This window comes from Aquimarina sp. TRL1 (genome assembly GCF_013365535.1).
In the GTDB taxonomy this organism is placed as follows: Bacteria; Bacteroidota; Bacteroidia; order Flavobacteriales; family Flavobacteriaceae; genus Aquimarina; species Aquimarina hainanensis.
This window is the reverse complement of sequence record NZ_CP053590.1, coordinates 4,468,956-4,495,933: the sequence shown is the minus strand read 5'-3', so window position 1 is coordinate 4,495,933 and position 26,978 is coordinate 4,468,956. Positions and strand designations below refer to the sequence as shown.

The 26,978-nt window shown below is 35.1% G+C and carries 26 protein-coding genes; 9 read left to right on the top strand and 17 right to left on the bottom strand.

Features of this window, described 5'->3' with window-relative positions:
• Positions 1 to 10: 10 nt before the first annotated feature.
• Together HN014_RS18495 and HN014_RS18490 are read right to left on the bottom strand one after the other, a co-directional pair.
• Positions 11 to 2,662, bottom strand: coding sequence for a hypothetical protein (locus HN014_RS18495; protein ID WP_176030326.1), 2,652 nt, complete (start codon positions 2,660 to 2,662; stop codon positions 11 to 13).
• Positions 2,663 to 3,157: 495 nt separating this feature from the next.
• Positions 3,158 to 3,541: a hypothetical protein gene (locus HN014_RS18490; protein ID WP_176030325.1), complete on the bottom strand. Its 384-nt coding sequence runs from the start codon at positions 3,539 to 3,541 to the stop codon at positions 3,158 to 3,160.
• A gap of 436 nt (positions 3,542 to 3,977) precedes the next feature.
• On the opposite strand from HN014_RS18490, the gene menA reads away from it, so the two are divergent.
• The 5 genes from menA to HN014_RS18465 all read left to right on the top strand — a co-directional run bounded on the left by menA (position 3,978) and on the right by HN014_RS18465 (position 8,735).
• Complete coding sequence (menA, locus tag HN014_RS18485) at positions 3,978 to 4,907, top strand: 1,4-dihydroxy-2-naphthoate octaprenyltransferase (RefSeq protein ID WP_176030324.1); 930 nt, start codon at positions 3,978 to 3,980, stop codon at positions 4,905 to 4,907.
• Between the two features lie 30 nt (positions 4,908 to 4,937).
• Positions 4,938 to 5,615: a metal-dependent hydrolase gene (locus tag HN014_RS18480; protein ID WP_176030323.1), complete on the top strand. Its 678-nt coding sequence runs from the start codon at positions 4,938 to 4,940 to the stop codon at positions 5,613 to 5,615.
• Positions 5,612 to 6,658 (top strand): o-succinylbenzoate synthase, encoded by a 1,047-nt coding sequence (locus HN014_RS18475; RefSeq protein ID WP_176030322.1) that lies wholly within the window; start codon positions 5,612 to 5,614, stop codon positions 6,656 to 6,658. Before HN014_RS18480 ends, HN014_RS18475 begins: the two co-directional genes overlap by 4 nt.
• A gap of 6 nt (positions 6,659 to 6,664) precedes the next feature.
• Positions 6,665 to 7,555 (top strand): CPBP family intramembrane glutamic endopeptidase, encoded by an 891-nt coding sequence (locus tag HN014_RS18470; RefSeq protein WP_176030321.1) that lies wholly within the window; start codon positions 6,665 to 6,667, stop codon positions 7,553 to 7,555.
• A 73-nt stretch (positions 7,556 to 7,628) separates the two neighbouring features.
• Positions 7,629 to 8,735, top strand: coding sequence for an AMP-binding protein (locus tag HN014_RS18465; protein ID WP_176030320.1), 1,107 nt, complete (start codon positions 7,629 to 7,631; stop codon positions 8,733 to 8,735).
• Between the two features lie 333 nt (positions 8,736 to 9,068).
• Here the strand turns inward: HN014_RS18465 and HN014_RS18460 are convergent, their stop codons facing one another.
• The 7 genes from HN014_RS18460 to HN014_RS18430 all read right to left on the bottom strand — a co-directional run bounded on the left by HN014_RS18460 (position 9,069) and on the right by HN014_RS18430 (position 13,947).
• Positions 9,069 to 9,506, bottom strand: coding sequence for a thiol-disulfide oxidoreductase DCC family protein (locus tag HN014_RS18460; RefSeq protein ID WP_176030319.1), 438 nt, complete (start codon positions 9,504 to 9,506; stop codon positions 9,069 to 9,071).
• Between the two features lie 394 nt (positions 9,507 to 9,900).
• On the bottom strand, positions 9,901 to 10,788 hold the full coding sequence (locus HN014_RS18455; RefSeq protein ID WP_176030318.1) for a sterol desaturase family protein: 888 nt from the start codon (positions 10,786 to 10,788) through the stop codon (positions 9,901 to 9,903).
• A gap of 2 nt (positions 10,789 to 10,790) precedes the next feature.
• Positions 10,791 to 11,315 (bottom strand): hypothetical protein, encoded by a 525-nt coding sequence (locus HN014_RS18450; RefSeq protein WP_176030317.1) that lies wholly within the window; start codon positions 11,313 to 11,315, stop codon positions 10,791 to 10,793.
• Between the two features lie 64 nt (positions 11,316 to 11,379).
• Positions 11,380 to 11,943 carry a Crp/Fnr family transcriptional regulator gene (locus HN014_RS18445; RefSeq protein ID WP_176030316.1) on the bottom strand — a complete coding sequence of 188 codons (564 nt, stop codon included), beginning with the start codon at positions 11,941 to 11,943 and terminating at the stop codon, positions 11,380 to 11,382.
• A 2-nt stretch (positions 11,944 to 11,945) separates the two neighbouring features.
• On the bottom strand, positions 11,946 to 12,341 hold the full coding sequence (locus tag HN014_RS18440; RefSeq protein ID WP_254884039.1) for a hypothetical protein: 396 nt from the start codon (positions 12,339 to 12,341) through the stop codon (positions 11,946 to 11,948).
• A 113-nt stretch (positions 12,342 to 12,454) separates the two neighbouring features.
• On the bottom strand, positions 12,455 to 13,192 hold the full coding sequence (locus HN014_RS18435) for a hypothetical protein (RefSeq protein ID WP_176030314.1): 738 nt from the start codon (positions 13,190 to 13,192) through the stop codon (positions 12,455 to 12,457).
• A gap of 254 nt (positions 13,193 to 13,446) precedes the next feature.
• Entirely contained in the window at positions 13,447 to 13,947 is a 501-nt protein-coding gene (locus tag HN014_RS18430) for a hypothetical protein (protein WP_176030313.1), read from the bottom strand.
• A 221-nt stretch (positions 13,948 to 14,168) separates the two neighbouring features.
• On the opposite strand from HN014_RS18430, the gene HN014_RS18425 reads away from it, so the two are divergent.
• The 4 genes from HN014_RS18425 to HN014_RS18410 all read left to right on the top strand — a co-directional run bounded on the left by HN014_RS18425 (position 14,169) and on the right by HN014_RS18410 (position 17,558).
• Positions 14,169 to 15,515, top strand: coding sequence for an NAD(P)-binding domain-containing protein (locus tag HN014_RS18425; protein WP_217704347.1), 1,347 nt, complete (start codon positions 14,169 to 14,171; stop codon positions 15,513 to 15,515).
• 78 nt (positions 15,516 to 15,593) lie between these two features.
• Positions 15,594 to 15,764 (top strand): hypothetical protein, encoded by a 171-nt coding sequence (locus tag HN014_RS18420; protein WP_176030312.1) that lies wholly within the window; start codon positions 15,594 to 15,596, stop codon positions 15,762 to 15,764.
• 193 nt (positions 15,765 to 15,957) lie between these two features.
• Positions 15,958 to 16,500, top strand: a complete 543-nt coding sequence (locus HN014_RS18415; protein WP_176030311.1) for a sigma-70 family RNA polymerase sigma factor — start codon at positions 15,958 to 15,960, stop codon at positions 16,498 to 16,500.
• Between the two features lie 2 nt (positions 16,501 to 16,502).
• Entirely contained in the window at positions 16,503 to 17,558 is a 1,056-nt protein-coding gene (locus HN014_RS18410; protein WP_176030310.1) for an ArsO family NAD(P)H-dependent flavin-containing monooxygenase, read from the top strand.
• A gap of 94 nt (positions 17,559 to 17,652) precedes the next feature.
• Here the strand turns inward: HN014_RS18410 and HN014_RS18405 are convergent, their stop codons facing one another.
• From HN014_RS18405 to HN014_RS18370, 8 genes are all read right to left on the bottom strand, one after another.
• Complete coding sequence (locus HN014_RS18405; protein WP_176030309.1) at positions 17,653 to 18,816, bottom strand: DUF3179 domain-containing (seleno)protein; 1,164 nt, start codon at positions 18,814 to 18,816, stop codon at positions 17,653 to 17,655.
• A gap of 68 nt (positions 18,817 to 18,884) precedes the next feature.
• Entirely contained in the window at positions 18,885 to 19,448 is a 564-nt protein-coding gene (locus tag HN014_RS18400; protein WP_176030308.1) for a Crp/Fnr family transcriptional regulator, read from the bottom strand.
• Positions 19,449 to 19,525: 77 nt separating this feature from the next.
• The gene (locus HN014_RS18395) at positions 19,526 to 20,209 is read right to left on the bottom strand and encodes a DUF3592 domain-containing protein (protein WP_176030307.1); all 684 of its coding nucleotides are present in this window, start codon (positions 20,207 to 20,209) and stop codon (positions 19,526 to 19,528) included.
• Between the two features lie 54 nt (positions 20,210 to 20,263).
• On the bottom strand, positions 20,264 to 21,694 hold the full coding sequence (locus HN014_RS18390; protein WP_217704346.1) for a S41 family peptidase: 1,431 nt from the start codon (positions 21,692 to 21,694) through the stop codon (positions 20,264 to 20,266).
• A gap of 142 nt (positions 21,695 to 21,836) precedes the next feature.
• The gene (locus tag HN014_RS18385; RefSeq protein ID WP_176030305.1) at positions 21,837 to 23,261 is read right to left on the bottom strand and encodes a serine hydrolase; all 1,425 of its coding nucleotides are present in this window, start codon (positions 23,259 to 23,261) and stop codon (positions 21,837 to 21,839) included.
• 73 nt (positions 23,262 to 23,334) lie between these two features.
• Positions 23,335 to 24,117: a CPBP family intramembrane glutamic endopeptidase gene (locus HN014_RS18380; protein WP_176030304.1), complete on the bottom strand. Its 783-nt coding sequence runs from the start codon at positions 24,115 to 24,117 to the stop codon at positions 23,335 to 23,337.
• Between the two features lie 297 nt (positions 24,118 to 24,414).
• Positions 24,415 to 25,560: an AraC family transcriptional regulator gene (locus HN014_RS18375; RefSeq protein WP_176030303.1), complete on the bottom strand. Its 1,146-nt coding sequence runs from the start codon at positions 25,558 to 25,560 to the stop codon at positions 24,415 to 24,417.
• A 238-nt stretch (positions 25,561 to 25,798) separates the two neighbouring features.
• Positions 25,799 to 26,932 (bottom strand): DUF6688 family protein, encoded by a 1,134-nt coding sequence (locus tag HN014_RS18370; protein WP_176030302.1) that lies wholly within the window; start codon positions 26,930 to 26,932, stop codon positions 25,799 to 25,801.
• Positions 26,933 to 26,978 lie beyond the last annotated feature (46 nt).

Here is a 26,978-nt window from a genome sequence, read left to right as displayed (position 1 = left end):
TTTAAAAAAACTACTGTTTTGTCATGAACTGAATTGATTCTGTCCAGTTTCCACCAGTAATTTTTAAGATATATGTTGTACCTGGTAAGAAGTTACAATGCTTATCTAGGTCGATAGTAAACGTATTACAACCTCTGTTTATTTGCTTCTTCACAGCAGGTCCGGTTCTGTTACCATCCATTTTAAAGGTTTCATAAGTAACTTCCTGATCCTGATCTACAGCGATGTCCACTGTTAGAATTCCTGTTGCTTCTACTGGAATAGGATATGCTTTAACATCGTATTCCTTAGTTGTACAAGGATCTGGCTCTACTGTTACTACTACAGTATCCGTAGCAGTACATCCGTTTGCATTGGTAGCAGTCACTGTATATGTAGTGGTAGTTGTTGGAGAAACATCAATAGATGCTGTAGTAGCTCCATTAGACCACTCATAGCTTACAGCATTATCGCTGGTAGCAGTTAAGGTAGTAGATTCTCCCTCGATAATATTTGCATCATCCCCAGCACTTACGTTTGTATCAGATACAAATACAGTAACAGAATCCTCTGTAGTACAATCTCCACAGTTATTAACAGTTACTGTATATGTAGTATCTTCAGATGGAGATACTACAATACTTGGTGTTGTTTCTCCTGTAGACCACTGATACTGTACTCCATTAGTATTGTTAGTGATACATTCTCCGAAGTTGAAGTTAAAGTCACCAAATGAATCTGGTGCTCCGTCTATTGTAAACCATCCAGATCCACCGTTTGTACCTGGAGTAGCTTCGAAGTTATTAGCGTCGATACCTAATTGGAAAGAAGGTCCTCTTCTTCCGATAGAGTAGCTTAATCCACCACCAACTTGTGTGATAGTACCAGTTAACTGTGTATAATATGCCCACCCAGAAGAATCTTCTTCCTGATGACAGTCATTTCCTTTAGGACTTCCGTCAGGAGCAGTTGTTGTATACCCAGAGTAGGTAGCATCTACTTCAAATTCAGTATTTGGAGTATTGTTATATTCTAACACAGTCCCTTTTACAGTTGCAGTTCCATCTGCATTAAGAGTCCATGTCATATCAACATTTCTAAACCATCTTCTGGTTCCGTTGTCGTTAATAAATACAACAAACTGATGTTGTGATCCTCTACAGTAATCAGTGTTTAGTAATTCATACTCAACACACTCTTCACACTGTCCTTCTCCTGTTACAGAAGCGGTAAGAACTACTTCATCACCTTTGCATACTGTTTGATCATCTCCTGCATCCACAGTAATTACTTCTTTTTCGATAATAGTTACAGAATCCAGCTCGATAGGACAATCGTCATTCCCCCATCTTACTACGATATCATACGTATCAGGAGCAAGGTTATCAAAAGTATAAGAACCAGAATCGTCTTTTACATTTGTAAAGTTGTTTCCTCCATCAATAGAAAGTTCAATGTTTGTTCTGTTTGGTGTATCTTCATATGTAAATGTGATAGAGCCAGTAGCATTTTCGCAAGTAGCATCTACAGACGTTACCTGTACGTCAGGAGAGTTGTTGATTTTTACTTTTACAGTATCAGTTGCTTCACATCCGTCACAGCTTTTTACTTTTACAGTATAGTTTCCAGCTTTATTTACAGTGATATCTTTTGTATTATTTGCTCCAACGATACCAGGTCCTGACCATTCGTACTCTACAGTATCATTAGTAGTTGCTTCGATTTCATAACGCACGTAGTCAACTAGGAAAGAACATTGTCCATTGTCAATTACTTTTACGTATCTGGCAGGAGCATCTAATGTATATGTGTACTCAGCATAATATTGAGAAGAGAACTTAACGGTTCCAAGAGAAGTAAATCCATTATCTCCGTTTAAGGAAGCCTTGATAGTAGCACTTGCTTTATTAGAATATGTATTAGAACAGTGCTTTAATTTCATTTTGGTATGGATTTTTGTTCCTGCAGGAACTACCTTACCAAAATCTATTGTTACAAAAGAAGTACCATATCCTCCGGCAGTCCATAGCTTAGCACCATGTCCACTACCACAGTATGCTGCATTAGAAGGAGGGTAGTACCAGCTACAGTATCCTCCGTGCTTATATAACGTATGATTACAGTCAGACTCTGCATCTGTAGTACATGTAGTAGTACCTGCTACTGTTGCAGAAAGAGTTACCTCTTCTTCGTTACAAACTTCTACATCCTCTCCTGCATCTACTGTAAGATCATCACATGGATCTACACAGTACTCAGGACATAAGTGTACGACTTGAGAATGTCTGCGAGTAACTTTGTATCTTTTGTCATACTTCAGGTTATTAAAACTTCCGGCATCAGCTTCAACAGCTCTAAATACATTTCCTGCATATGCATATGTAGTCCATGTTTGTCCCGGAGCCAATCTTTTTTTGAATCGGCAGTACCAACCGTCGTATATGTAAATGTCGGTAGCACATTTTCCTGTGTTTTTGAAAGTTACACATTTTCTGGACCAAGCGTAATCTTCACTGTTATTTTCAGAAGTTAGTGCAATTTCTTCAGTAGTGCTTGTTGGAATAGCACTTTTAGCGCTCATAACAGCTCCTGAAAACATGAACAAGCATGTCAGGAGTAAGATGAATTTGTTTGAAAATAAAAACGACCCATTGCCATTTTTATTAAAAGTAGTTTTAATCATAAAGATTGGTTTTGAAAAATTAAAAAATTATTAAACTGATTCATATAAAATGGATTAGCAAAATGACTAATCACTTTCTTTAAAATTTAATAGTATTTAATATAGGGTATGATTAAAAAAAATGGGTTAATGAACATGTAGGTTTAAGAGTATCGTTCATAATTGACAAGTACAAAGATTAATAAAGAAATTAAACTGTTAAAATTTATATCTTAAAAAACGTTAAAATGAAGAGTTTTCTCTGTAAAGAGTGCGTTTGAAAGAGGAGAAGTTGATATAAATACAAAAATTGTAGGTAAATACTGCTATTGAGTAGGAAAATTACGGTTTTTTTATGTGTATATTGCTGTTTGTCAGTACTTTGTGTTTTTAGTGTTTTTTTGTTTTAGTGGGAAAAAGGCGGATTGATAATCAATTAATTATGTATGCATAATAAAAAATCCCTTTATAAAAATTACTTTATAAAGGGAACTATTGCTATTTTATGCTAGATACTTAGTTAGAGAAATCGCGTAATGCTTTGCTGTATTCTCTAAGGTCTGCAATATTCATTTTATTATCCAGATCTTTCATTAAAGCTATTAGGTATTGTAAACTTTCGACGGGATTTACTTCTGTTTCTACCGTTGTATTGTTTTCTGATACCAGTTCATCTTCCTCAATAGGATCATCATCAGGGATTGGTATTAAAAAAGTGTCATTCTCCTCTATGTGTTCATACGTAAGACGTAAGGTTTTTACAACCAACGGAACTTCTTCTTCAATTGCAAAGGGACGAAGTGTTTTTAAATCTTCTATAAGTGTATTGGTTATAATTCCAACTCTTTCAAGATCTCCCAGAATTTTATCGATTAATTTGACAGCCTTTTTACTTTTCAAGGAATATAAATTTTAGGGTTTACATTTAAATTCTGACAAATTTAGTCGTTTTAATTGTTCTATAAAATCTTTTTTTGGCGATACTGAAGTATTTTTAAAAAAAAACACACTTTTTAGCACTTTAATAATAGGTGTATTTTTATAATAAATAACTGTATAACAATAGTGTATATGCATGGTGCAAGGTGATTTACCCGTATTCCTGCTAAAGTTTGAGGTTTAACCGTAACCTACTTATCTACAAAGCGTTTTATATTTGTCATGTATTCCAATTACAATTTTTCCCTTACTTTTTTTGTTTTCCCCAACACTTACCTCCTCGGATACAGGAGGTAAGTTCTTTTTTATACCTATGTGATTATATCTGGATGTGAATTTTATTTTTTTTTTGATGAATTTACTGTTCCTTTGAATGATAATTAGAATGCGATATACGATGTCAAAAGTAAAAGCCTGGGTTATGGCAGCCAGATTGAGAACGTTGCCACTTTCTGTTTCTGGTATTATAGTAGGAGCCTCTTTGGGGTTTAAAGAACTCAACACCATAAGAGAAGTGGATGGAGGTCTATTTCAATCACCTGTCTTTTGGTTTGCGATATTGACTACTTTGGGATTACAGATTTTATCCAATTTTGCCAATGATTATGGAGATGGTGTGAAAGGAACAGATAATGAATCAAGAATTGGTCCGGCCAGAGCTTTACAATCTGGAATGCTTAGTAAAAAAGAACTTCTTAATGGTATCATTCTTACTGCTATTATTTCATTTTTATTAGCCACGTACCTTATTTATCTTTCATTTGGAAGTAAGCACCTGATCTTCTCTGTCTTTTATTTGATTTTAGGTGTTTTTTGTATAGCAGCAGCGATGAAGTATACTATGGGGAGTTCTGCATATGGGTATAAAGGCTTAGGAGATGTATTTGTATTTATTTTTTTTGGGCTGGTTAGTGTGGTAGGATGTTATTTTTTATATACTAAGTCGTTATCCCTGCATATTTTTCTGCCAGCCATTAGTATAGGAGCATTAAGTACTGCGGTACTGAATCTAAACAACCTCAGAGATCACGATGGAGATAAAACCGCAGGAAAGAATACATTAGTAGTTAAAATGGGATTTTCTAAAGGAAAAAAATACCATTATGGCTTACTCATCTTAGCAACAGGTACGTTATTGTTATTTTTAGGATTGACTTATGAACGGTGGATACATGCGCTTTTCCTGATAGCTTTTATTCCGTTAGGAATTCATTTTAATACAGTAAGGAACACTTCAATACCTCAGCAATTAGATCCCGAATTAAAAAAAGTCGCTTTAAGTACTTTTTTATTAGCTATATTAATTAGTTTAGGGTATGCTATATAAGTTTTTGAAATAATTAAAATACTATTCGACATGAATATCACTTTTTACGGACAAAATACGTTACTTATAGAGACAAATGGAAAGACGATTGTTGTCGATCCATTTATTTCAGGAAACCCTTTATCAAAAGATGCCATTGCAATTGATGCTATAAAAGCAGATTACATTTTATTGACACACGCCCATCAAGATCATGTATTGGATGCAGAGGCTATTGCCAAAAACACCAATGCTATCATTGTTTCTAATTATGAGATTGCGATGCATTATCAAAGCAAAGGAATCGAAGTGCATCCGATGAATCATGGAGGGAGCTGGACATTTGATTTTGGAAAGGTAAAATACGTACATGCGATTCATACCAGTAGTTTTGCCGATGGAAGCAATGGAGGACAACCAGGAGGATTTGTTATAGAAGCAGATAAAAACATTTATATCGCAGGAGATACAGCCCTGACCATGGATATGAAATTGATTCCACTGCATACGCAGTTAGACCTGGCAATCCTTCCGATTGGGGATAATTTTACGATGGGAATAGATGATGCTGTTATTGCTAGTGATTTTGTAGCCTGTGATCGTGTATTAGGAGTACATTATGATACTTTTGGGTATATAGAAATTGATCATGAAAAAGCACGTGAAGCATTTGTAACAAAAGATAAAGAATTGCTACTATTAGAAATAGGAGGAACTCTTAACGTATGACAGCTTCTTATCAACAGTATATTTTAGAATTTAAACGACCTAGTGGTACCTCTAGAGGAGTATTGACTACTAAGGAAACCTGGTTTTTGCTATTACAGGACGGTACTGCCATTGGTATTGGAGAGTGTGGTATTCTCAGAACCCTCAGCATAGATGACCGACCAGATTATGAGCAAAAATTACAATGGGTATGTGAGCACATCCACCTGGGAGAAGAAGCCCTTTATAATGAGCTGATAGCATTTCCCAGTATTCAATTTGGTGTAGAAATGGCTTTTAAGTCATTGCGAGCAAGAGATCCGTTTATTTTATTTCCTTCTGATTTTACCAAAGGCATTCAGGATATTCCTATTAATGGTTTGATCTGGATGGGGGAGAAAGATTTTATGAAGGAGCAGATCACTCAAAAACTGGCAGCAGGTTTTCAGTGTATCAAAATGAAAATAGGAGCGATAGATTTTGATACCGAGTTATCGCTATTAGCGTATATCAGATCGCAGTTTTCTAGTGACGTGATTACATTACGAGTAGATGCTAACGGCGCTTTTTCTCCTTCAGAAGCCCTGACCAAGCTAACTCAGTTACAGGAATTCTCGCTTCATAGTATAGAGCAACCGATTAAGCAGGGACAGACGACAGAAATGAAATCGCTATGTAAAGAGACTCCATTACCAATTGCATTAGACGAGGAACTTATAGGGATTTTTGCTTATGAAGAAAAGAAGAAACTATTAGAAACGATTCGACCTCAATATATAATACTAAAACCGAGTCTTATAGGAGGGTTTAGAGGAAGTATGGAATGGATTCGTCTTGCTGAATCCATGAATATCGGCTGGTGGATTACCAGCGCATTAGAGAGTAATATCGGATTAAATGCGATTAGTCAGTTTACATATACCTTGGAAAATGACTTGCCTCAGGGACTTGGAACAGGAGGTTTATATACGAATAATATACCGTCTCCTCTAGTTGTAAGTGAAGGAGGGTTGCGGTATGATCCGGAACAACATTGGGAATTTGATCAATTAATACACACATAATTATAAATGTATATAGAAAAAGGAAAAGAAGGAAGTTTGGGAATGTGGAAATATATTCCACTACCACTTGCATTTTTAGGTTTAATGGCGGCTAATTATTGGTTTGTAACCACATTTGATGTCGATGTAGCAGCCATGTTCGAACAACAAATCACCGAGAAAGGAAAGAATCGTTTTTTTGCAGAAAACCTCCTCACATTTGTCATCTTTTTAGGGGGATTGTTCTTTTGGGTCAAATTTGTTCACCGTCAGGGAATCAGATCTTTAACGACCAGCAGAAAAAAAATTGACTGGAAGCGTATTCTTTTCATGTTTATCCTCATGGGACTTTTTGTGGTTGCATCCGTAACGATTAGTTATTTTATTGATCCATCGCAGTTTATTTGGAATTTCGATGCAGAAAAATTCGCAATCCTATTTTTACTGAGCGTATTGTTAATTCCTTTTCAAACCAGTTTTGAAGAATACCTGTTTAGAGGGTATATGATGCAGGGGATTGGATTGGCAGCCAGAAATCGATGGGTGCCATTGGTGGTGACTTCTGTATTATTTGGGTTAATGCATCTGGCAAACCCAGAAGTTGATAAAATAGGACTTATTATTTTAGTGTACTACATCGGAACCGGATTCTTTTTAGGTATTATTACGTTGATGGATGAAGGACTAGAATTGGCTTTAGGATTTCATCTGGCTAATAATCTGGTTACGGCCTTATTAATTACAGCCAATTGGACTGCTTTTCAAACCGATTCTTTGTTTATAGATATGTCAGAACCTGATAAGAGTTTTGAAGTATTATTGCCTGTTTTTGTGGTCTTTCCTATTTTTATAGGGATTTTAGCAAAAAAATACCAATGGACAGGATGGAAAGAGAAACTTATGGGAAAAGTTTCGTAAAAGGTATTAGAAACATAATAATCTTTTCATACTGTCATAACATAAACCTGTATAATAATATTGACATTTGATTATGGAGACAGTGAATTATTTTTCTACCCCCCAAATCCATAAAGAATTTTCCATTAATAAACAGTTATTTACTAATGACAGTTTAAAAGAACAAGCGCATTTGTTCATAAAGGAAGGAGAAGTGTATGAACAGGAGGTTGGTAAGTTCTTATTAGAATGGCTGGACAGCAATGAATACATCATAGTATACACTTCGGGTTCTACCGGTACTCCCAAGGCTATCAAAGTATTTAAACTACACATGATCCAAAGTGCATTAGCTACGGGGAAGTTTTTTAAGGTAGGTGAGGGAACTACTGCTTTATTGTGTTTATCGGCTACTTATATTGCAGGTAAGATGATGTTGGTTCGCGCTATGGTATTGGGATGGAAACTTGATATTGTTCCTCCAAAGACCAACCCATTAGATACGGTATACAAGCAATATGACTTTTGTGCAATGGTGCCCTTACAGCTCGATAACTCCTTAAATAGACTTCATTTAGTAAAAAAGTTAATTGTAGGAGGAGGAGCCATCTCAGAGAACCTCAAAGAATTAATTCAGGGAGTTAAAACAAAAATTTATGAGACCTATGGAATGACAGAAACAGTGTCTCATATAGCAGCCAGACGTGTGAATCCAAAAAAGAAGAAAGATGTTGCCCGTTTTTTTAAAGCATTGCCAGGAATAACACTGGGAATAGATGATCGTAACTGCCTGACAATTAAAGCTCCTAGATTAAGTAATGAGGCAGTAATTATTACGAATGATGTCATCGAACTAAACAGTTATAAGAAATTCATCTGGAAAGGTCGTTATGACAATGTCATTAACAGCGGAGGCATCAAGTTGTATCCTGAAGAGATAGAAACTAAATTACAATTATTGATCACCAAGCGATTCTTTGTCTCTTCTGTTCCGGATGATGCATTGGGAGATAAGGTTGTTCTTGTGGTGGAGCAAACCTATGATGAAACTATAGAGGAATTTCTGAAAGAAGCTATTGCCAACCTAAAGATTCTTTCCAAATACGAAGTTCCCAAAGAAATTTATTTTGTAACTACTTTTGAAGAAACTCCTACCGGTAAAGTACAGCGCACCAAAACCTTGGATAAAGTCATTGTGTAAATCATCAGATTATTCGAGATGAGTAATCTGTTTTTATTAGAAAATAAGAGAATACTAAGAAAAAAGTATCAGTCTTTCTTTCTTTTGTTAAATCTTGAACAGGGGATAAAGTAGTTGTTTGCAGGAGTAAGAGGCGTACTACCTCAAAGCAGATTAAATAATCTCGAAAAAGGCATATAATTTAATGGTAGTAAAATAAACCTCCATTCAGCTATCCATTTCTTTTGTTTGTACCAAAATGATATTCCTGCAGAAAAAGAAAATCATGAGAACAGGAGTGAAGTAAGTCATTAGTCTTGTATATATTTTTTTCATTGTTCTAACAGTGTAGGATTAGTATAAAAATTGAGATTGTTCTTTTACCGATGGGATACGGCACGTGTTTTTCTTACCTAAAAAGAAGTATCTGTTTTTAGCTATTAAATGATAGCAGCGATCTCTTATCACGGGAGGAATGTATAGTAGTACGGAACTTATAAACCTATATTTAGGCAATTCCTGTAGAATTTTTAAGATTGCCGTTGATTTACTATACAGTTGGTCCTGATCATAATAATAAATAGTAGAAAAAGGATGATTAATCAGTTGTTCCTTATGCGCTACTATTTCTTTAGCTGTAACAGATTGCAATGAACAATAGTAAATTCTTTTTTGTAAATCTCTTACAATTACAAAATCAATAAAGCCATTACATAAGTTACACACCCCATCAAAAAAAATAACTTTTTTGCTCTTTTTGGTGTTGATTTCAGTTCTTGAATTCGAATTCATACATCATAATTGTTTAATCGTTATATATTCTTTTAAATATTAATTGTGTACAGAAAAGTGATTGCTTGATCCTAAGAGGGGTGGGAGTACAAAATTATATGAAATATCTTTCTTGTCAATCGGGAATTTTCCCCTATTTACTGTAGTAGTTTCAGTAAAATGAATTTTTCTTTGGTGTAGACTACTATCCGTTAAATCTGATTTATTCGAAATTAACGGATGTAGGATAAGTTTTTTTATTAAAATAAAAAGGAATGGGAGAAAGGTATAATTAAAGTGATTTCAGGGAACGTTTTAATAAAACGATAATGCAAGAACAAAATAAAGCCCCTAGGTTGTATTTTTGTATGGTACATCAGACTTATCTGATGATTGATTGTGTGAAGCGAGAATTCTAATCCTGGTGATTCGGTAGCCAGTCAGGTGGTTTGACAAAAGCCAGAAATTTATTTTTATATCCTTTGATTTTTTTTAGTTTGTTGATGAAACGGTTTAATCCATGAAAAAAAACAATCACAGGATTGACACTATTGAGTGGTTCTGAAATACCGTATACTACTTTTTCTTGTTCTGGTTCAAAAGTTCCCAGCATTCGATCCCATATAATGAGGATTCCCCCATAGTTTTTATCCCAATATTGTCGATTTGATCCATGATGTACCCGATGATGAGAAGGAGTGTTACAGATAAATTCTATCGGTTTGGTTAGTTTTCCAACAATTTCAGTATGTAATAAGGTTTGGAATACCTGTACAAATACCTCAGACAACAATACCAATACAGGATCATATCCCAGCATTACCAATGGTAGGGAAAATACGATAGGTAGTATAGCATCCAGAGGACCAAAACGATAAGCGACTGACATGTTGAAATGAGGAGAGCTATGGTGTACTGTATGAGTAGCCCATCCAATTCCAATACGATGCATCATGCGATGTTCCCAATAATATGCAAAATCAGCAAGGAGTATGCAGCTAATTACCGTTATCCAATTCAGTTCGAGATGAGGGAGGCTATAATTCGTATACACCCAGAAGTAAACTTTGGTAATAGCTAGTACCCCTAGCACCATCTCGATCAAATAAAAAGCTCCGAATGTAATTACATTGGCAATGCTGTCCAGTACTAAAGTTTTATTGAGTCGCTTTTGATATGCATACCGAATAAGTTCCACTATAAAAAAAGGAACAATAATATATACAAAACTGAGATCATTGAAGATATAAAACCAATATTGAAGATCTATCCAGTCTATTTTTTTTGATAATAAAGAAATCATATTTACAGTTTTTTCCAGGTTTCTACATCACTATATCCATAGTAGTCATAACTCAGTTGTAAGGTGGTTTTGTCCACCATATGTATTTGACAATCTATTGTATAGGTTTTTCCTTGGTACGTTAGGGTATAACGCCCGCTACCTTTATAGCCATCAAAAACAGTAATTACCAGAGTTTTTACCTTTGGTGCTTTTTGTGTATTTCCATGCTTGTCCTCATAGCGGTCGGTATATGCATGGAATTCACTACCTTCTTTTGTCAGCAGGTATTGTATTGCTCCGGTAAAGTCTTTACTGTTGTATTGTACTCTCCATCGTCCCAGTATATAATCTGTTAATGAAGTTTCAGGTAGTTCTTCTGTAAATGTAGAAGAGGTTCTGCTTTCTGATACAGAAGATGGTATCTCTGTTAGAGTAGTTACAGTCTTTTTTACAGGAAGGTCTGTCGCATAACTAACTAAGTGTGCGCCTCCGGCTATTAGAATAATAAAGAAGAGGCTTCTGAACAATAGGGTTGAATTTTTCATACTTTTTTATTTGTATCAAAGATCTATCGTCGTCAGAGCTATTCTTTTGATCTGGATCAAAAAATCACTGTTTGGCCCGTAATCTGCTCAGAGTTTCCTGAGAAATCCCCAGAAATGAAGCAATAAATCCTAGTTTTACCCGTAGTTCTATATCGGGAAAATAGGAGGTAAGTAGTTGATATTTCTCTCTGGCAGTCAGAAAAGACCAGCCTTTAGAAAATTGATCCAGAAATCCGAGCATTTCTTCTGCTAGCAAACGGGCAAAATTCCCAAAAGAAGCAAAATCAGTGATCAACTCTTGGTACTGATGATAACTGATCTGATATACGATGCAGTCCTCCAGGCTTTCGATAGCTTCATAACTGTATTTGCGAGTGTAAAAGCTATACCAGGAAGTAGCAAATTGTCCTTCTTTATAAAACCAGGAAGATATTTGTTTTCCATCGTGGTAATAATAATTATGAAGCATGCCTTTTTCTATAAAATAGAGGTAATTCGCCCGGGTTTCCTGAGGGAGTAAAATAGTTCCTTTGGGGATTTCTTTTATTTGAAAATCAGTTTTAATTCGTTGTTCCAGCTCTGGAGCCACAAATGATCGACTTGCTATTTCCTGAAGTAAATTTTGCATGATCAATCTTTATTCTTGTCTTTTCTATGATGTTCAAACATCTCTACAGCTGCTTTTAAAAGCCCTAGCATTCCCAAGCCTAAGACAATGGTTCCAATTGAAATATCTTTGATGACTCCCTGTGTTGCTTTGTAATATCCAATAAGCCCGAAAAGAAGGAGAAACACAATCATAAAACACATAAATAGAATCATCATCTTCCCTTTTACAGGATGTTCCCAGATTTTTTTGGAGAGTTTATTTTGTGTTTTAGTCGTATCCTGTAAGGAGGAGAAACTAATTCCTAATCCCATAAATATAAGAGTAGAATTCACACTTTTAAAAAACAATTCAGGATTTTCTTTTACGTTTTCTATTCCCTGAAAATAAGGAGTAAAAGCAAAATATAGTGCTATCATCAGTAACGGGTATTGTAAATAGCTTATATAATGAAAAAAGTTTTTAAAATTCATAATAGGAGTTCTTTACTAGATGCTGGTATCACAAATATAGGATAACTAATGGATATTATTTAAGGGGCAGTTTTGTCTGAAAAGTTTTTTTTCTGTAGTAATAATTGTCGTAAAGCAATAAGGTGCATTAGAAGAACGACAGGAACAATAAAAGTGGGTAACCAGCTAAATGGAAAGTTTAACACAGCAATATTAGGCTGTTCAAAAGCAAATTGCTGTAATGGAAAAGGAGCAGATAATAAGGCATTGATTACAATATTGATCAAAAGAGCCAGACATATCAGGTTCCAGATTACGATCAGAGATCGGGGTAACTTATTTTTGTGTACCCCATAATAGGCTATAAAAGGGGCGGTGAATCCTGCCAGAATATCAAAATTTCGTCCTTCAAAGGTCATGAGTTCCGGAATAGTTCCATAGATAAAAAGCCCGTATAAAATAAGTTCTACAGGGATTCGTACCAAATGAAGGTATGTTATGTTTTTTAAAGGTAGATTATCTGCAAACCACCGGCCACGGGGGGTAACAAACAGGAGAAGTATCCCCAATATTGCAGGAAACAGTCCATACAACATAATATTGGGAGGAAATGATTCGCGGTCTGTGTTATATATACCTTGTAGCATCAATACGGCTTGCAGAAGTAACCAAAACAGTAAGCCTATGGCGATGGGGATCGCTTTTTTTCGGATACCTTCTTGTGATGCCCTTCGTATAACCCATATAAACAGTAGAAAGGTGAGGAGCGTAGTCACCCCAAAAAACAAGGAAATGGAAATTGGCAAGTCGGAGATCATATTTTGTTTTCTATAAAGATACAGGATATTTTGACTAAAATATATCGTAGGAGGATCTCTCTTATTTTTTTATAGATTCAAGGTTTTAGATGTTTTAAAGCGTACTTCGAACCCTTCACTCACTTCGTTAACTAATATCTGTTGCGCTAGCATGATGACTCAGAACTTCTTAATTCTATAGGAATATACACAAACGCTTCAGAGATTGATTATAGGTGGGGCTTTGTCATCTAAAGGGAGATCGTTTGTAGGGATTAATTTAGCGTTTGTTGTTGTATCATTTTCTCATTTAGTTTTTTTAAATATACTTTTTGAAGTTTACTCCAAAAGCTAGAAGTAATGCGGCTTTTATATATTTTTTGTGTTTTTCTGTCCAGAATAGAGAATCTTTTGACACTATACAGATAATTACGTTCTTTAGCATGATTATATCCAACCGGGCGATAACTATAATCAAAAATAAATCGGTAAGTGTCTATATCTTTGTACTTATCATTTGTAGTAAATTCTTTTTCTGAAACGAATTCATAAGTCCCCGTAAACTTCTTTTTCACATTTCTTTTTAAATATCTATTGTAGCTACGATGATGTGTAATAAACAATAATATATTGTTTGCATTTCCAAACTCAGGAGGTATCGCTCCTCTTTCTTCGGTTAAATATTTATTTCCTTTTAATTTTATAATAGCGCCACAGGATGTTACAAGGGTGAATGTTAAAAATAAAACGGGTAATAGAAAGTACTTTCGTATCATGATATTTTAAATGTTTATTGTGAGTACCCTGCTAAACAAAAATGTTACCCCTGTATAATGCATTATTTTCTATAACCTGAGCAACCTTAATATTTTTTATGATTATGGCTATGAGATTAGAAACAGAATGTTATATCAAATAGATATGATAATTAATTTTTGTTTACCTGCATCATTTTTAAAACACTCCGTCTTAACAGGAGAAAATTAAACGTTGAAAAATGATGGAAAATACTAAGTTACCCATAGCAATTATTGGAGGAGGTCCTATAGGTCTTGCCGCTGCTGCTCATCTAACAAAAAAAGAACTCCCGTTTATTTTGTTTGAAGCAGGAAGTTCTGTAGGACAGAATATATTGTCCTGGAGTCATGTTCGTGTCTTTTCTCCTTGGCGTTACAATATAGATATAATAGCCAAAGAACTCCTATTACAAACTAATTGGATAGCTCCAGATGAAGAAGCACTACCGACGGGAAAAGAACTGGTAGAAAAGTACTTTGTTCCCCTGGCAAGCCTTCCACAAATAAAACCTCATATTCACTTACATGCTAAGGTGATTTCTATGGGGAGAAAAGGCTTAGATAAAATGAAAACACGAGGACGTGAAGAGAAACCGTTTCAAATAAAAGTTGAGGAAAATGGAATCATTCGTTATTATCAGGCAAAAGCAATAATTGATGCAACAGGAACCTGGAATCAACAAAATCCAATTGGTTCCGGAGGCGTTTTTGCAGAAGGAGAACAAGCATTGACCGATCATATTTTTTATGGAATTCCTAATGTTAGATCAAATCATTTAGAACGTTATAAAAACAAGAATATCGCAGTTGTCGGAGGAGGACACTCAGCTATTAATGTATTATTGGATTTGGCAGAAATTCAAAAAAAGTATCCTGATACGAAACTCAATTGGATATTGCGAAAAGACACTATAGAAAAAGTGTATGGAGGCAGGAAAGATGATGCTTTGACAGCTCGGGGCGCTTTAGGTATTCGTATCGAGGAATTAGTTAATAGTGGAAAATTAAATGTGTATACTCCTTTTCATGTTTTAAAACTTCAAAAAAAAGAAACAGGACTTCAAATTATTGGGGATTTAAACGGGAATTTCAAAACGATTTCAGGGATTGATGAAATTATCAGTAATACGGGTTCTCGCCCCAATTTAGATATAATTCGGGAGGTTCGGGTAGATTTAGACTCGTCATTAGAGGCTGTTTTTGATTTAGCAGAACTCATAGATCCGAATATTCATAGTTGTGGAACAGTACGACCTCACGGAGAAAAAGAATTGCGTCATCCAGAAAAAGATTTTTATATAGTAGGCTCCAAAAGTTATGGTAGAGCCCCCACTTTTTTAATGGCAACAGGCTATGAGCAGGTACGCTCAGTTATAGCCTACTTAGCAGGGGATAAAGAAGCCGCCAAACGAGTGGAACTCAAACTCCCAGAAACAGGTGTTTGTAGTTCAGGGATTGAGAATACCCAAAGTTCAGAATGTTGTGCAAATGTATCTGAAACGGCTAAAATGAATAGTTCAGAGTGCAGTACTGTGGAATGTAGATAAAAAGTGCATCATTTTTTTTAATGCGCGTCTTACAAGGTAGCCGTAACAAACGAATTAGTAATTTTAAAAACAGATAAAATGAAAACACCTAACAACCTTACTATCAAAAATAATCAGCTACAAGAAGCAGCTGGTGGATGTTGTGGTTCAATACCAGTGATCCCGATCAAAACAGAAAGAATACAGAGTTCTTGTTGTGGAGAATCCTCACAGGAAGAATCAGCTCAAACAGGAAGCGGATGTTGTTAGTAATCACTCTAAGCACTAAGAATGAGCACCTCGTTTAGGGGTGCTCTTATTGCACCGTTGCTGTGATGACTTTTGCCGGAAGATCAGTGAATGTTTTTTTAAAACTAGCGTACTGTTTTTTGTGTTTTAAATTCAGTTAACTTTGTAAGCGTTGCAGCATTATTTATTATACTAACTTAGGATAATGATTTTTATGGATGTACAAATAACTCAATTATATAATCCACTTTTAGGGTATATTAAAAAACGTGTAAGAAATATTGAAGATGCCGAAGACCTGACACAAGATGTGTTTTTTAAATTGGCTAAATCTAATAATGATGGGATTGACAACCTCAAAAGTTGGGTATATACAATTGCCAAAAATACTATCACCGACTATTATAGGAAGAAACACTTACGAACTGATCGTATTGAAGAAACTTCCTTTTTTAAGGAAGAGACTACAGAAAATCCCGGACAAGAAATGAGTAATTGTATAGGAGCATTTGTACAGCAATTACCAGAAGAGTATAGAGAGTTATTGATATTATCTGAACTTAAAGAGGTTCCGCAAAAGGAAATTGCAGCACAGCTCAACATGAACTATGTTACGGTTCGCTCTAAAGTACAGCGTGGGCGAAAAAAACTAAAACAGCTTTTTGAAGGCTGTTGTGTAGTGCTCCAGGGAGGAAAAGGTAGTATTATGGATGTTACATCCAAATCTGGCTGTGAGAAAAAAACATCTTGTGATTAATAATGAAGATATATGATACACTTATAATTGGCGGAGGACAAGCAGGGGTATCCGTTGCGTATTTTTTACGACGTCGGAAATTAGACTATGTAATCTTGGATGATCAGGATCAGGCAGGAGGTTCCTGGTTACAAACATGGGATAGCTTACGCTTATTTTCCCCTACACAATTTAGTTCTCTATCTGGATGGATGATGCCTAAAAGTCAAGAAGAATACCCGACAAAAACAGAATTTATACGCTATTTACAGGCATATGAGAAACGCTATAATTTTCCTGTAAGAAGAAACACTAAAGTCATTTCTGTAACAAAAGAGAGGGGTATTTTTAAAGTAGAAACGAATCAAGCTATTTGGTATAGTAAGACCTTAGTCAGTGCAACAGGAACAGCCGGACAACCATTTGTTCCAAATTATCCCAACCAAGAGCTATTTCAGGGCAATCAATTACATTCTTTAGATTATCGAAATGCCGATGAGCTGATTCATAAAAAAGTATTAATTGTAGGAGGAGGAAATTCAGGGGCACAAATTTTGGCAGAAGTTTCTAAGGTAGCTCACACTGAATGGGTCACTTTAGATGCGCCTCAGTTTTTACCCGATGATATCGATGGCCGTTATTTGTTTAATGCTGCTACGCAAAAATTCCTGGATAAACCAGTCAATACTTCTTCAGGGGTGAAAACATCATTACGCAATATCGTAATGGTGAACAGTGTAAAAGATGCCAGAGATAGAAATGTATTGCATGCCAAACGTCCTTTTATCTCCTTTTATGAAAAGGGGGTCATATGGCGAGATAACATCCAAGAAGAATTCGACCTCGTGATATGGTGTACTGGTTTTAAAGCAAATCTGGAACACCTCCAATCACTGGGTATTATTAAAAATAACCGGATAGAAACAAATTATACCCGATCTGTACAAGAACCCAATTTATGGCTAGTAGGATATGGGAGTTGGACTGGTTTTGCTTCAGCGACTATTTATGGTGTTGGTAAAACAGCCCGACAAACCGTTAAGGAAATTTCGGAAGTATTAAATATGGGTTCCGATTAAAGTTCGTTGACCAACTTAAAGTCTTTTACCGTCTGTATTGAGTTGTTTATAAAGAAGTAAAACATTTTTTACACACGTTCAGTATATATATTACTTATAAGCGAATAAGGCTTGATTGTTTATGGAATTTAATCCACGAAAACCAGTATTCATCTGAGATAGCAATGATTTCTAAATCCCTTATGATCTCTCCTGAGAGGTATTTGCCTCTGCGATCCCATCGGGTATTGTTTTTTGAATCATATAATGTATCCATCGAGAATTCTAGTGTTATGGGGGTTGTTCCTATTGTATTTCTAAAAGCTGTCACCGTTTTTCCTGTACCGATAAGGATAATTCCATGTTCTTTATTCACTACCACTTTTGCAGTCAGGATTTCCTTTTTTAAGTAAACTATTGAATAGGGGGGTGTAGCATCAATGATGCCAATAACACGCGTACGGGAAGGAAAAGTTTTATCGCGATTTTTACCAGAAAGACCAGGAGTCGTTTCGGAGTTGCTAATTTTTTTCCAAAGACCGGGAACAGGTAATTCAAAGGATTTACAATCTTTTTCCGTTATGGAAACCACCGTAGGAGCAGAGATGGTTTGTTTGACTTCTTTCCAGGAGAGTATTTGAAAAGGAATCATAGTTAATTCATAAGGATGTAATGGACCGATAACAGATTGAAAAGTCGCCTGCTGAAAAAATGTTTTGGTTCGTTTATCTGCTACGATCATATTAGCATTTTTAAAGGAGCCCACGAATAAAGGACCTATTTCTGTTACATCAAAAGGGATAATGCTTCTACACATGGCACAATAGGTTAAGGCGACAGTTTTGGAATGAAAGTGATCATTGATAATATGATGATGGATCACATAATCGAGGGGGTATGATTTCGTAATTCCATTGTATTCGATGACTGCCATTTCCATATCGTCTTTTAATGGTAAACGATCAATATTGTTGGTTATATCAGGAAAAAAGACGGCAGGAAAGGCATGCTCCTGGTGCATTTTATACGAGAGCACCAATGCCACTACTGATATCAGTGTAGGGATCGTATAGCTGATTGGAAATATACCTGTCTGTATATATGTATAAGTGGTCCATCCTAAAATACTGATCATAAAAAGCCAGTTTATGGGCTTTCTGATAAAGTAATGATAGTAGATCCAGCGGATAGAAACCCCTTCAATTAATGTCATGTAAATTGCTGCGGTTCCTATAAGTAGTGCAATCCCGCTGATCACGTATAAAAGTAGTAATTCCATGGTAACTATTCTTTTCTACAAAGGTCTTGATAGAGGGCATATTTCTTTTTTACATTTGTTAAAAAAGATTATTTTTTTGCACGGATCCTGCTCAATGATACTTGAGAGATTCCCAGATAACCTGATAAATCCCCTAAGCGAATCCGGTTGATCAAGGGAGAATTTTCTTTTAAGAATTTTTCATAACGCTCTGTTCCATTGGTTTCCAGCATTTCACTAATTCTGTGCATCATATTAACCGTAGCCATAGAAACAATTTTTCTAAAAACCCTTTCTATTGCATGGTATTTCTTTGCTAATACGTCTAGTTGCTTATAGTCTACAGCCAATAAATGTGTTTCTTCAATAGCGGTAATAGAATAAAGAGAAGGGGTTTGGGTGACATAACTATCAAGTGCCGCACAAAAATTACCTTCACTAAAGAATTTAAGGATAAATTCTTTGTCTTCTTTATAAAAAGAAAGCTTGACCAACCCACTATTTATAAAATACAATTCCTTATTTATCTGATCTATTTTTAAAATAGTATCTCCTTTCGAAAAGGATTTTACATGCGTAATAGCGACCAGTTCAGAGGTTTCAGAGGTGTTTAGTTTGTTGATACTGTTGATCTTTTTTATAAAGTCATTCATGATGTTTCGAAGTTCAATATTAGGGGATAGTGTATGAATGTGGGCATTAAAATATATAAGATATTGTTTGTGACCTACTAAGGCTGTTGGTTTTCAAATAGTTTAATAGCATTCTCTATTTGTTGTTGTTTCATTTGTTCTATTTCTTCCTTCGTTTTTTGGGTGACAATTTTTATTTTTTCTTCGAAATCGGTGTGCAGCACTTGAGAAGATATCAATATAAAACCACTGATAAAAACAAAAATAAAAACCCAGGTATATATTATGTGGCTTTTGTGGTTTATAAAAAAACGAGCAACAAATATACCTAACATTCCATTCCACAAAATAGCAAATACCAATAATGAGATAGTGGATGAGTTGATACCTTTAGCAAGTATCGTATCCTGTGGGTTTTTGGGATTAATATAGGCAACTACTTCGGTAGTATATTTCAACATATCGTACAACTCTTCGTGGTTTTCGGTATTGTTATTACCATAACCAAAAGAAATTGTTTGGTTGGTATACGTGTTGTGTTTATAGGTATATGTGTAATTACACTGAGTCTCGTAGGAATAGCCCGGACCATCACCATGTGGTGTTTTAATTAGCGTAACATCGATTAATTGAGCATTGACAGGAATCCAGTTTCTTGCCTTGAATTGAAAATAAATGGGACTCACACTGAGGTAGAGAGATACCATTCCTATGAGTAAAAAAGGAAGTACTAATAAACTAATACAGCCATTTGCCGGGAGATCACATTTTTTTAAGAACATTAGAATCGTTTATTTATTTGATTCAATACAGGAAGATACACTAATACAACAGAATTATTTAGATGGATGTCTTCCTTTTGTTTTACGAATTAAATCAAGTGTAAATTCCATAACTCCATCTCTCGAATTGATTTCATCTTCTATGGTATTGCTTACTGAATAATCAGGGATGACCCCATGACCGTCATTTTTAAATTCCACATTCATTTTCCATAATATAATAGGAATTGCAGCTATTATTTTAGAATTAGGTAATCCTATTATTAGCGAATACCCACTGGTATTCTGTACTTTATTTCCTCCAGCTTCATCACCTATAAAAGTTGCTTTTCTATAGTTTTTGATAAAAGAAGCAAATTCAGCCGCTGCGGATAATGTACTTCCATTTATTAAGATATACAGGTTTTCTTTGTAGGTGTCTTTTTTAGGCTTATTATTACTCATTCCATCTACTCCTATAAAAGCTCTATAATACCCATCAGCTCCTTTTTTTAAAGTCCAACTGGACATATTTTTGGGGTATGAACTGACCTCAGGAATAATAGAAGAGTCCCATTTTTTGTGTTGTTGGTATACATCTTTATAATAGGTGAACGGTTTATCATAGAGATATGAAATGAGTTCCTCTACAGATTCAGAATCTCCACCACCATTATTTCTGACATCAATGATCAAATGTTTAATTTGTTGATTTTTAATTTTTTTAAAAAAGGTTTTTAGTGAGGCTCTATACTTATCTCTTTTTAAAGGTTCCTCTCTAAATGTTTCTACAGTTACGATGCCTACAGTGTCTTTGATTACAAATTTGGCTCCTCCATTGTCATTGAGTGCATCAGTTTTGTTGGTTACTTTTTCAAAAGGAATATTCGAGATTATTACTTTTTTAGAAATCTGCTGATCTTTAATATCTAAATGCGTTTTGGAATGATTTCCATATTCGAGTGCAAACTTTCTGGCAAAACTATACAGTAATTCTTCTGTGGGTTGTGTCAGGTTCTCTCCATCTCTTTCTTCGTATCGTAATAAGGTAGTAAAGATATCTCCAATCGGTATAGCATTGATCGCTATAATTTGTTTTCCAATTATTTCGGGTTTTTCAGAATTGAGAATGGATTTGATATAAAATCGTTCCTGATCTTTATAGATAGTGATAGGAGGCATTAGTACGTTTTTCCCCCTTTGTTCTGGGTTTATATGAAAGAATGTGTGACCATTTTTAATCAATGTATTAAGCTCCGTAATTTTTTTATAAAATCCCAAGGGAGTGGTATCTTCCAATTGTTTTTTTGTTTCTAGGTACCATTGGTCAAATTCTTCTTTTGAAGTATATGTATACAGTCCTGTGTGATAAGCTTCGAGATTTGCTTTTAAAACATCCAGATCTTTCTTTAATAATTCCTTGTCGATTTTCTCCTGAGAGAGCAGTATATTAGAAATCATAATACCTAATAATACGATACGTAATTGTTTCATACCTGATTTCATTGATTGAGTTTGTAATGTAGCTAATTGTATTGATTTCTATCTTTTAACAACTACTTATAAGTAGCAAAGCAGTGCTAAATGTTACCTTGTATAAGTATTTTTCTATAGCTATTTATCGTATGACAGGAGAGAGGAGGAGGTTTTATTCTCTGATTGCAGTTATTTCATTGCCTCCTGAGTATAGCTTGAGCCAGTCAATGCTTCCATCAGCACCTCCAAACTCAATTTCTTCATTTTCTGTAGTGATAAAAAAGTAATTTGATTTTAAATAATCAATCCTAAACCGTTCTTTGGATGGATTTAATAAGAAGAGTTGATTTCCAATTGTATCAATTGTCAGAGAAACAGAAGTTCCTTTGATTTTATAGTTTCCTATATAATTTTGAAGTGATATTTCTTTAGGAATGGCAGTAGCTGTTATACCTTCTGAGGGAATCTCCAGAGATACTGAAGTATCTTTCGTAATCAGTTGCGCATACAAATATTTGAGCAGCAGGTTAAGTTGTTTTTCCTGCATTGGAGCTGCATTGACATTCGTAGCGATGTACACTCCTGATACTGTTTCAAAATCCATTTGGAAGACTGATAGGTATCCAGGTAATGATCCCTGATGATAGGAATATTCTTTGCCTTTAATTTTATCGATGCCAAACCCTAAACCGTAATAAAAGTTTTCTACTACCTCCAGATTAGGACGGTGCATTTTTTGTATATTTTCTTTTGAGAGCAGTTGTTTATCAGCATGTCTCCCATAATTCAGATGCATCATCAAAAAGGTAGCCATATCCTCGGGTTTTAAAAAGATATCTCCAGCCGGATATTGCTCTATATGTAGTTGATGGGTGGGAAAAGCTTTGTTATATCTCATATGATATGGGAGGGCTAAGTCTTCGACCATCTCTGGGGTCGGTTGCACAAAACCATAGGTTTTTATACCTAATGGTTTTAGTATATGTTCCCAAACATACGCCTCGTATGACATTCCGGTTACATCTTCTATTAATATCCCTAAAAGTGCATAGCCGTCATTACTATAAATATGTTTTGTGTTTGGTTTTTCAATAGGTTTTACAGCCGCTGCAATGGTTCGTAAGGACCGACCTGGATTTCGTCCCCAAATTTTATACATATCAACTGTAGAAGGTATTCCTGATTGATGTGCCATTAATTGTCGGGGAGTTATTGGATTTTCCTGATCAATTATGGCAATCGGCTCCTGAAGGTACTCATTAATTGGAGTATCGATATTGAGAAGCCCTTTTTCGTGTAACTGCATAATTGCAGTAGCGGTAACAGACTTAAAATTAGAACCCGTATTATAAATGGTAGCAGTGGTTGCCGGTGTTTTTGATTTTAAGTTTGTATACCCATACGCTTGTGAACAAATAATGTGTCCTTCTTTAAATACGACAAAGGATACGGATGGAATTCCTGTTTTGGCCAACCAGTTTTTAATGCCTTGATCTATGTTTTTTTTAACTTGATTTTTAGTATTTCTTTCTTGTTGACAGGCTGTCAGAAGTACTAAAAAAATAAAGACGAAAAATGAGTGAAGGTAGTTTTTCATGTGAATTATTCTTTATAAGCATATACCTCTTGGAAATGCAATACCATACTGGGAATTATATTTGAAGCCAGATCTATACGGTTTCTTTAATTAACGGGTGTTTTTTCATAAGGATTATTCCATATATCAAACAAGGCAGTATCAGTAATACGATAAGAATAGCATTTTCTATCGAAGTAGGTTCACTGATCACTTCTTTAATAGGCAGTCCGACAGCATCAGAATCCCCAACAAAATCAATGATGGCATGTACAATCATTAGGGGGTAAATTCTTTTGGTAATGACTAATAAAACTCCAAACATAATACCGATACATGCAGCATAACAAACCTGGGCAAACTCTCCGTAAATCCCTTTTTCGAAATCGATGAGATGTATGATACCAAAAAACAGGGATGCTATTATGATGGATAATACAATATTCTTTTTGGTATTCCCCAAACGATGGATTAGGTGCGATTGCAGAAACCCTCGGATACTGATCTCCTCAGCAATTCCTATGGATAGAGAATAGATAGTAAAGATAACAATATTTGATAGTAATAGGTCTGGATTAATAGCATCCATGATCAACAGATTCAATACCACTAGATATATAAGAGGAAACAAGAGCAGGTACCATTTTCGTAGTGTAGTGCCTTTGATTCCAGCGGCTTCTAAAAGGTCATTTTTTTTGATGAGAATATATGAAATGAGAATTAACATAAGATTAGCAATGGTTCGTACAATCGTATGGGATTGATAGGAATTGTCTCCTTTTTGAAGAAATCCATCCAATAGGTATTCTCTGACTACTAAAATAAGGAGAAGAGAGCCTGTAAATAATGCAAGTTGATTCCAGAATGTTGATTTCATAGTACTGTAGTTTATTCGTATATCTAGCTTTTCCTATTCTAAGGTAAGACTATTAGTTAGATAGTACCTCATCTATATTTCCCCGGAGAGCTCCTCGATTATCGTGATGGTTTGCCCAGCATGTGTTTATTATCTACACGATTATCGTAGTAAAATGTTACAGCCAACGGTAAAATAATGAAGGATGTATGCTATTACATATAAGGGTTTATTATAAATGTTATAACAACTAGAAATGTTACAGAAATAGCGATTTTTATATGCCATTCGGAGAAAAGAAACCAATAGGAACAATGCTTACCGATGTTTTTTCCGGTATGCATTTGGTGTGAGACCGGTAATTTTTTTGAAGGCACTGTGAAATGTAGTTTTTGAAGAAAATCCACATTCTAATCCAATAGCTAATAGACTATAATGATCAAATTGAGGGTCTAACATGATTTCTTTAACAGCTTCTACCCGGTAGTGATTGATATAGGAAGTAAAGTTTTTTCCTGTAACGGTATTTACCAATTGCGAAACATAGCCACTGCTAATACCCAGTTTTTCAGCTACTTTATCCCTGTCTAATGTAGGGTCTCTATACAGTTGTTGCTGTATACAAAGGATTTCTAATTTTTGGAAGTAGGGATTCTCTTTGGTAAGAGACGTATTTTTTTTCTCAATAGTATCCTTGGGGCTATGAACTGCCGCGATAATCGAATCTGTATGTTCTGTATGTGCAGGTTTTCGCTTATTGATAAGGGCATTAATTTCCTCTTGATCTTTTGCTAATCTAAACTTAAAAATACCAGAATAGGCTATCCAGTGGATTAAGAATGTTCCAAATAATGAAAGCATTCGCATTACCGGGGTTACATCATAGGAAAAAACAAGTGAAAATAAAATGATAACCACCCAGGATACAAACAATATAAAGGTTAACAGCCACAAATGGGTCAGCCATTTTTTCTCCTGTTTATTCTTGGAGTATGTAATAAATAGATAGGTACATACTAGAATAGTAGGAATAAAACATAAGGAAATAAAAAGCTGTATAAGATCGAAAACAACTCCCCACCATTGAAGCATTCCTGCCGATGGATATAAATCGATAAACTCATTAATAACGCTACTGACTACTTCACAGAGATAGGGAAGGAGTAACCACCACAATTTTTTTGAGTGTCGTATCGGGTGATGTACCTGATGCACTACGAATAGAAAAATAAAGATGGGAAAAATTACTCCGGAATCTATGATGTCAAAAATGCGTAGAAGTGGAATTTTATTTGTTAATTCGGTGATTTCCAGTACTAAACTCAATAATGAATTGGAAAGTGAAAAAATAGCAAAGGCCAGATAATTATTGGCACGACTCTTAAACAGAGGAGACTTTAGAATGATAATTCCCAGAACAATTCCCTGAAAAACAGCAATATTAAGAAGTGTTGTTAAAATCAATGTTAAGAGTCAAATGTTCGTTAAACGTATTCCTAGACCTAATATACTATTTATTCTCTAACTAAATGCTTCCATGAGCTAACATGGAATAATTTACTATACATGTCCTGGCAATGCAAAATGTTACCGGTTAATCAGAAGGAATTATCAGGTTCGCTTTACAGGTACTTTTTTTACAGGAATCTATATGGGAGATTAATTAGTTATCCATTGTACCTATAGAAAGGTTTTTATCAACTCAATCATCAGTATTATTGTTAGGTGTTACCGGGGCAGATGGCTGATATTGTTGCTGAATTAGTTTTTCAGGTTTTTCAGTAGTTACATAAATACAACACAAAAAGAACCATTCCAGAGGTTTCATCATTATATACGTAACATTTGATCCAAATGTAGTATTGATATCTTTCGATATCGGGTAACCATATCGGTCATAATTTCTTCGAATATAGCGATGAAGAGCTGGGAATTTTTTCATGATAATATCCTCAAAAGCATTGGCGACTAATAACTGGCGGTTGACAATAATTTCCTGACCATTTCTGATTCCTAATCGTAATGGTTTAACGATAGTAGGAGAGCCACATGCAGCCACAGTGCATAAGTAATGACCTCTGTGATCCAGATAGGGAGGATGCGTTTTTTGTGAAAAGTGCCAGGTGGTTGTTTCTGTAAATACCCTCGTTAATGAATCGTATTCTTGTCCGAATAACACTAATATAAGTGTAATTGTCAGATATACCGGAAGTAACATTATCAATGTCCAAAGAGGCAGTAATTTGGAATTTAGAAGCTTAGTATTGAGTTGGTGCAGGAATTTGTTTTTAAAAGTTCTTGTCTCAGCAACTCCTGCTTCTTCTTTGATAACCATTATTAATTGCCATACAGAATAGAGTATATGAAGTACAGGTGCTGCCATCATCATATATCCCGTCAACGGATCTATATAATTATTCCCATCTGATCTCGACGAAAGCTGTATCGCCAGAAATACATTAATAACCATACCAATTATAAGAAAGGACAGGTAGAGCACCAACAGTAGTGGTGGTTGTTTTTTACCATGTCTCCAAACCTGAAACATACCCCATAGACTGAGCACTAAAAATATGCAATAAGAAAGAAGATGGTTTGTTGACAGGGGAGTATACCCATCGTCAACCGGATCAATGGGAACATCATATTGATATGAATTTACCGAAAATCCGACGGCAAAAATTACCCAGGCAGTACTATATAAAAAAAAGAGGGAGGTATTGAGGATTCGCTTTCGTTTAGAGATATTTTTTTTAGCAAAGGAGACAAGCCCATAGGACATAGCCAACATGATACTTATATATCCTATAACAGATCCGATAATAATGATTCCCATATGTTGGTGATTTGTTTTATGAAAAAGAAGAGAAAGGGGCATATTC

Bases quoted from the DNA above. Each gene is read 5' to 3' on its own strand.
- HN014_RS18495 (WP_176030326.1), bottom strand. From the start codon at position 2,662: ATGATTAAAACTACTTTTAATAAAAATGGCAATGGGTCGTTTTTATTT.
- menA (WP_176030324.1), top strand. From the start codon at position 3,978: ATGTCAAAAGTAAAAGCCTGGGTTATGGCAGCCAGATTGAGAACGTTG.
- HN014_RS18480 (WP_176030323.1), top strand. From the start codon at position 4,938: ATGAATATCACTTTTTACGGACAAAATACGTTACTTATAGAGACAAAT.
- HN014_RS18475 (WP_176030322.1), top strand. From the start codon at position 5,612: ATGACAGCTTCTTATCAACAGTATATTTTAGAATTTAAACGACCTAGT.
- HN014_RS18470 (WP_176030321.1), top strand. From the start codon at position 6,665: ATGTATATAGAAAAAGGAAAAGAAGGAAGTTTGGGAATGTGGAAATAT.
- HN014_RS18465 (WP_176030320.1), top strand. From the start codon at position 7,629: ATGGAGACAGTGAATTATTTTTCTACCCCCCAAATCCATAAAGAATTT.
- HN014_RS18460 (WP_176030319.1), bottom strand. From the start codon at position 9,506: ATGAATTCGAATTCAAGAACTGAAATCAACACCAAAAAGAGCAAAAAA.
- HN014_RS18455 (WP_176030318.1), bottom strand. From the start codon at position 10,788: ATGATTTCTTTATTATCAAAAAAAATAGACTGGATAGATCTTCAATAT.
- HN014_RS18450 (WP_176030317.1), bottom strand. From the start codon at position 11,315: ATGAAAAATTCAACCCTATTGTTCAGAAGCCTCTTCTTTATTATTCTA.
- HN014_RS18445 (WP_176030316.1), bottom strand. From the start codon at position 11,943: ATGCAAAATTTACTTCAGGAAATAGCAAGTCGATCATTTGTGGCTCCA.
- HN014_RS18440 (WP_254884039.1), bottom strand. From the start codon at position 12,341: ATGATAGCACTATATTTTGCTTTTACTCCTTATTTTCAGGGAATAGAA.
- HN014_RS18435 (WP_176030314.1), bottom strand. From the start codon at position 13,192: ATGATCTCCGACTTGCCAATTTCCATTTCCTTGTTTTTTGGGGTGACT.
- HN014_RS18430 (WP_176030313.1), bottom strand. From the start codon at position 13,947: ATGATACGAAAGTACTTTCTATTACCCGTTTTATTTTTAACATTCACC.
- HN014_RS18425 (WP_217704347.1), top strand. From the start codon at position 14,169: ATGATGGAAAATACTAAGTTACCCATAGCAATTATTGGAGGAGGTCCT.
- HN014_RS18420 (WP_176030312.1), top strand. From the start codon at position 15,594: ATGAAAACACCTAACAACCTTACTATCAAAAATAATCAGCTACAAGAA.
- HN014_RS18415 (WP_176030311.1), top strand. From the start codon at position 15,958: ATGGATGTACAAATAACTCAATTATATAATCCACTTTTAGGGTATATT.
- HN014_RS18410 (WP_176030310.1), top strand. From the start codon at position 16,503: ATGAAGATATATGATACACTTATAATTGGCGGAGGACAAGCAGGGGTA.
- HN014_RS18405 (WP_176030309.1), bottom strand. From the start codon at position 18,816: ATGGAATTACTACTTTTATACGTGATCAGCGGGATTGCACTACTTATA.
- HN014_RS18400 (WP_176030308.1), bottom strand. From the start codon at position 19,448: ATGAATGACTTTATAAAAAAGATCAACAGTATCAACAAACTAAACACC.
- HN014_RS18395 (WP_176030307.1), bottom strand. From the start codon at position 20,209: ATGTTCTTAAAAAAATGTGATCTCCCGGCAAATGGCTGTATTAGTTTA.
- HN014_RS18390 (WP_217704346.1), bottom strand. From the start codon at position 21,694: ATGAAATCAGGTATGAAACAATTACGTATCGTATTATTAGGTATTATG.
- HN014_RS18385 (WP_176030305.1), bottom strand. From the start codon at position 23,261: ATGAAAAACTACCTTCACTCATTTTTCGTCTTTATTTTTTTAGTACTT.
- HN014_RS18380 (WP_176030304.1), bottom strand. From the start codon at position 24,117: ATGAAATCAACATTCTGGAATCAACTTGCATTATTTACAGGCTCTCTT.
- HN014_RS18370 (WP_176030302.1), bottom strand. From the start codon at position 26,932: ATGGGAATCATTATTATCGGATCTGTTATAGGATATATAAGTATCATG.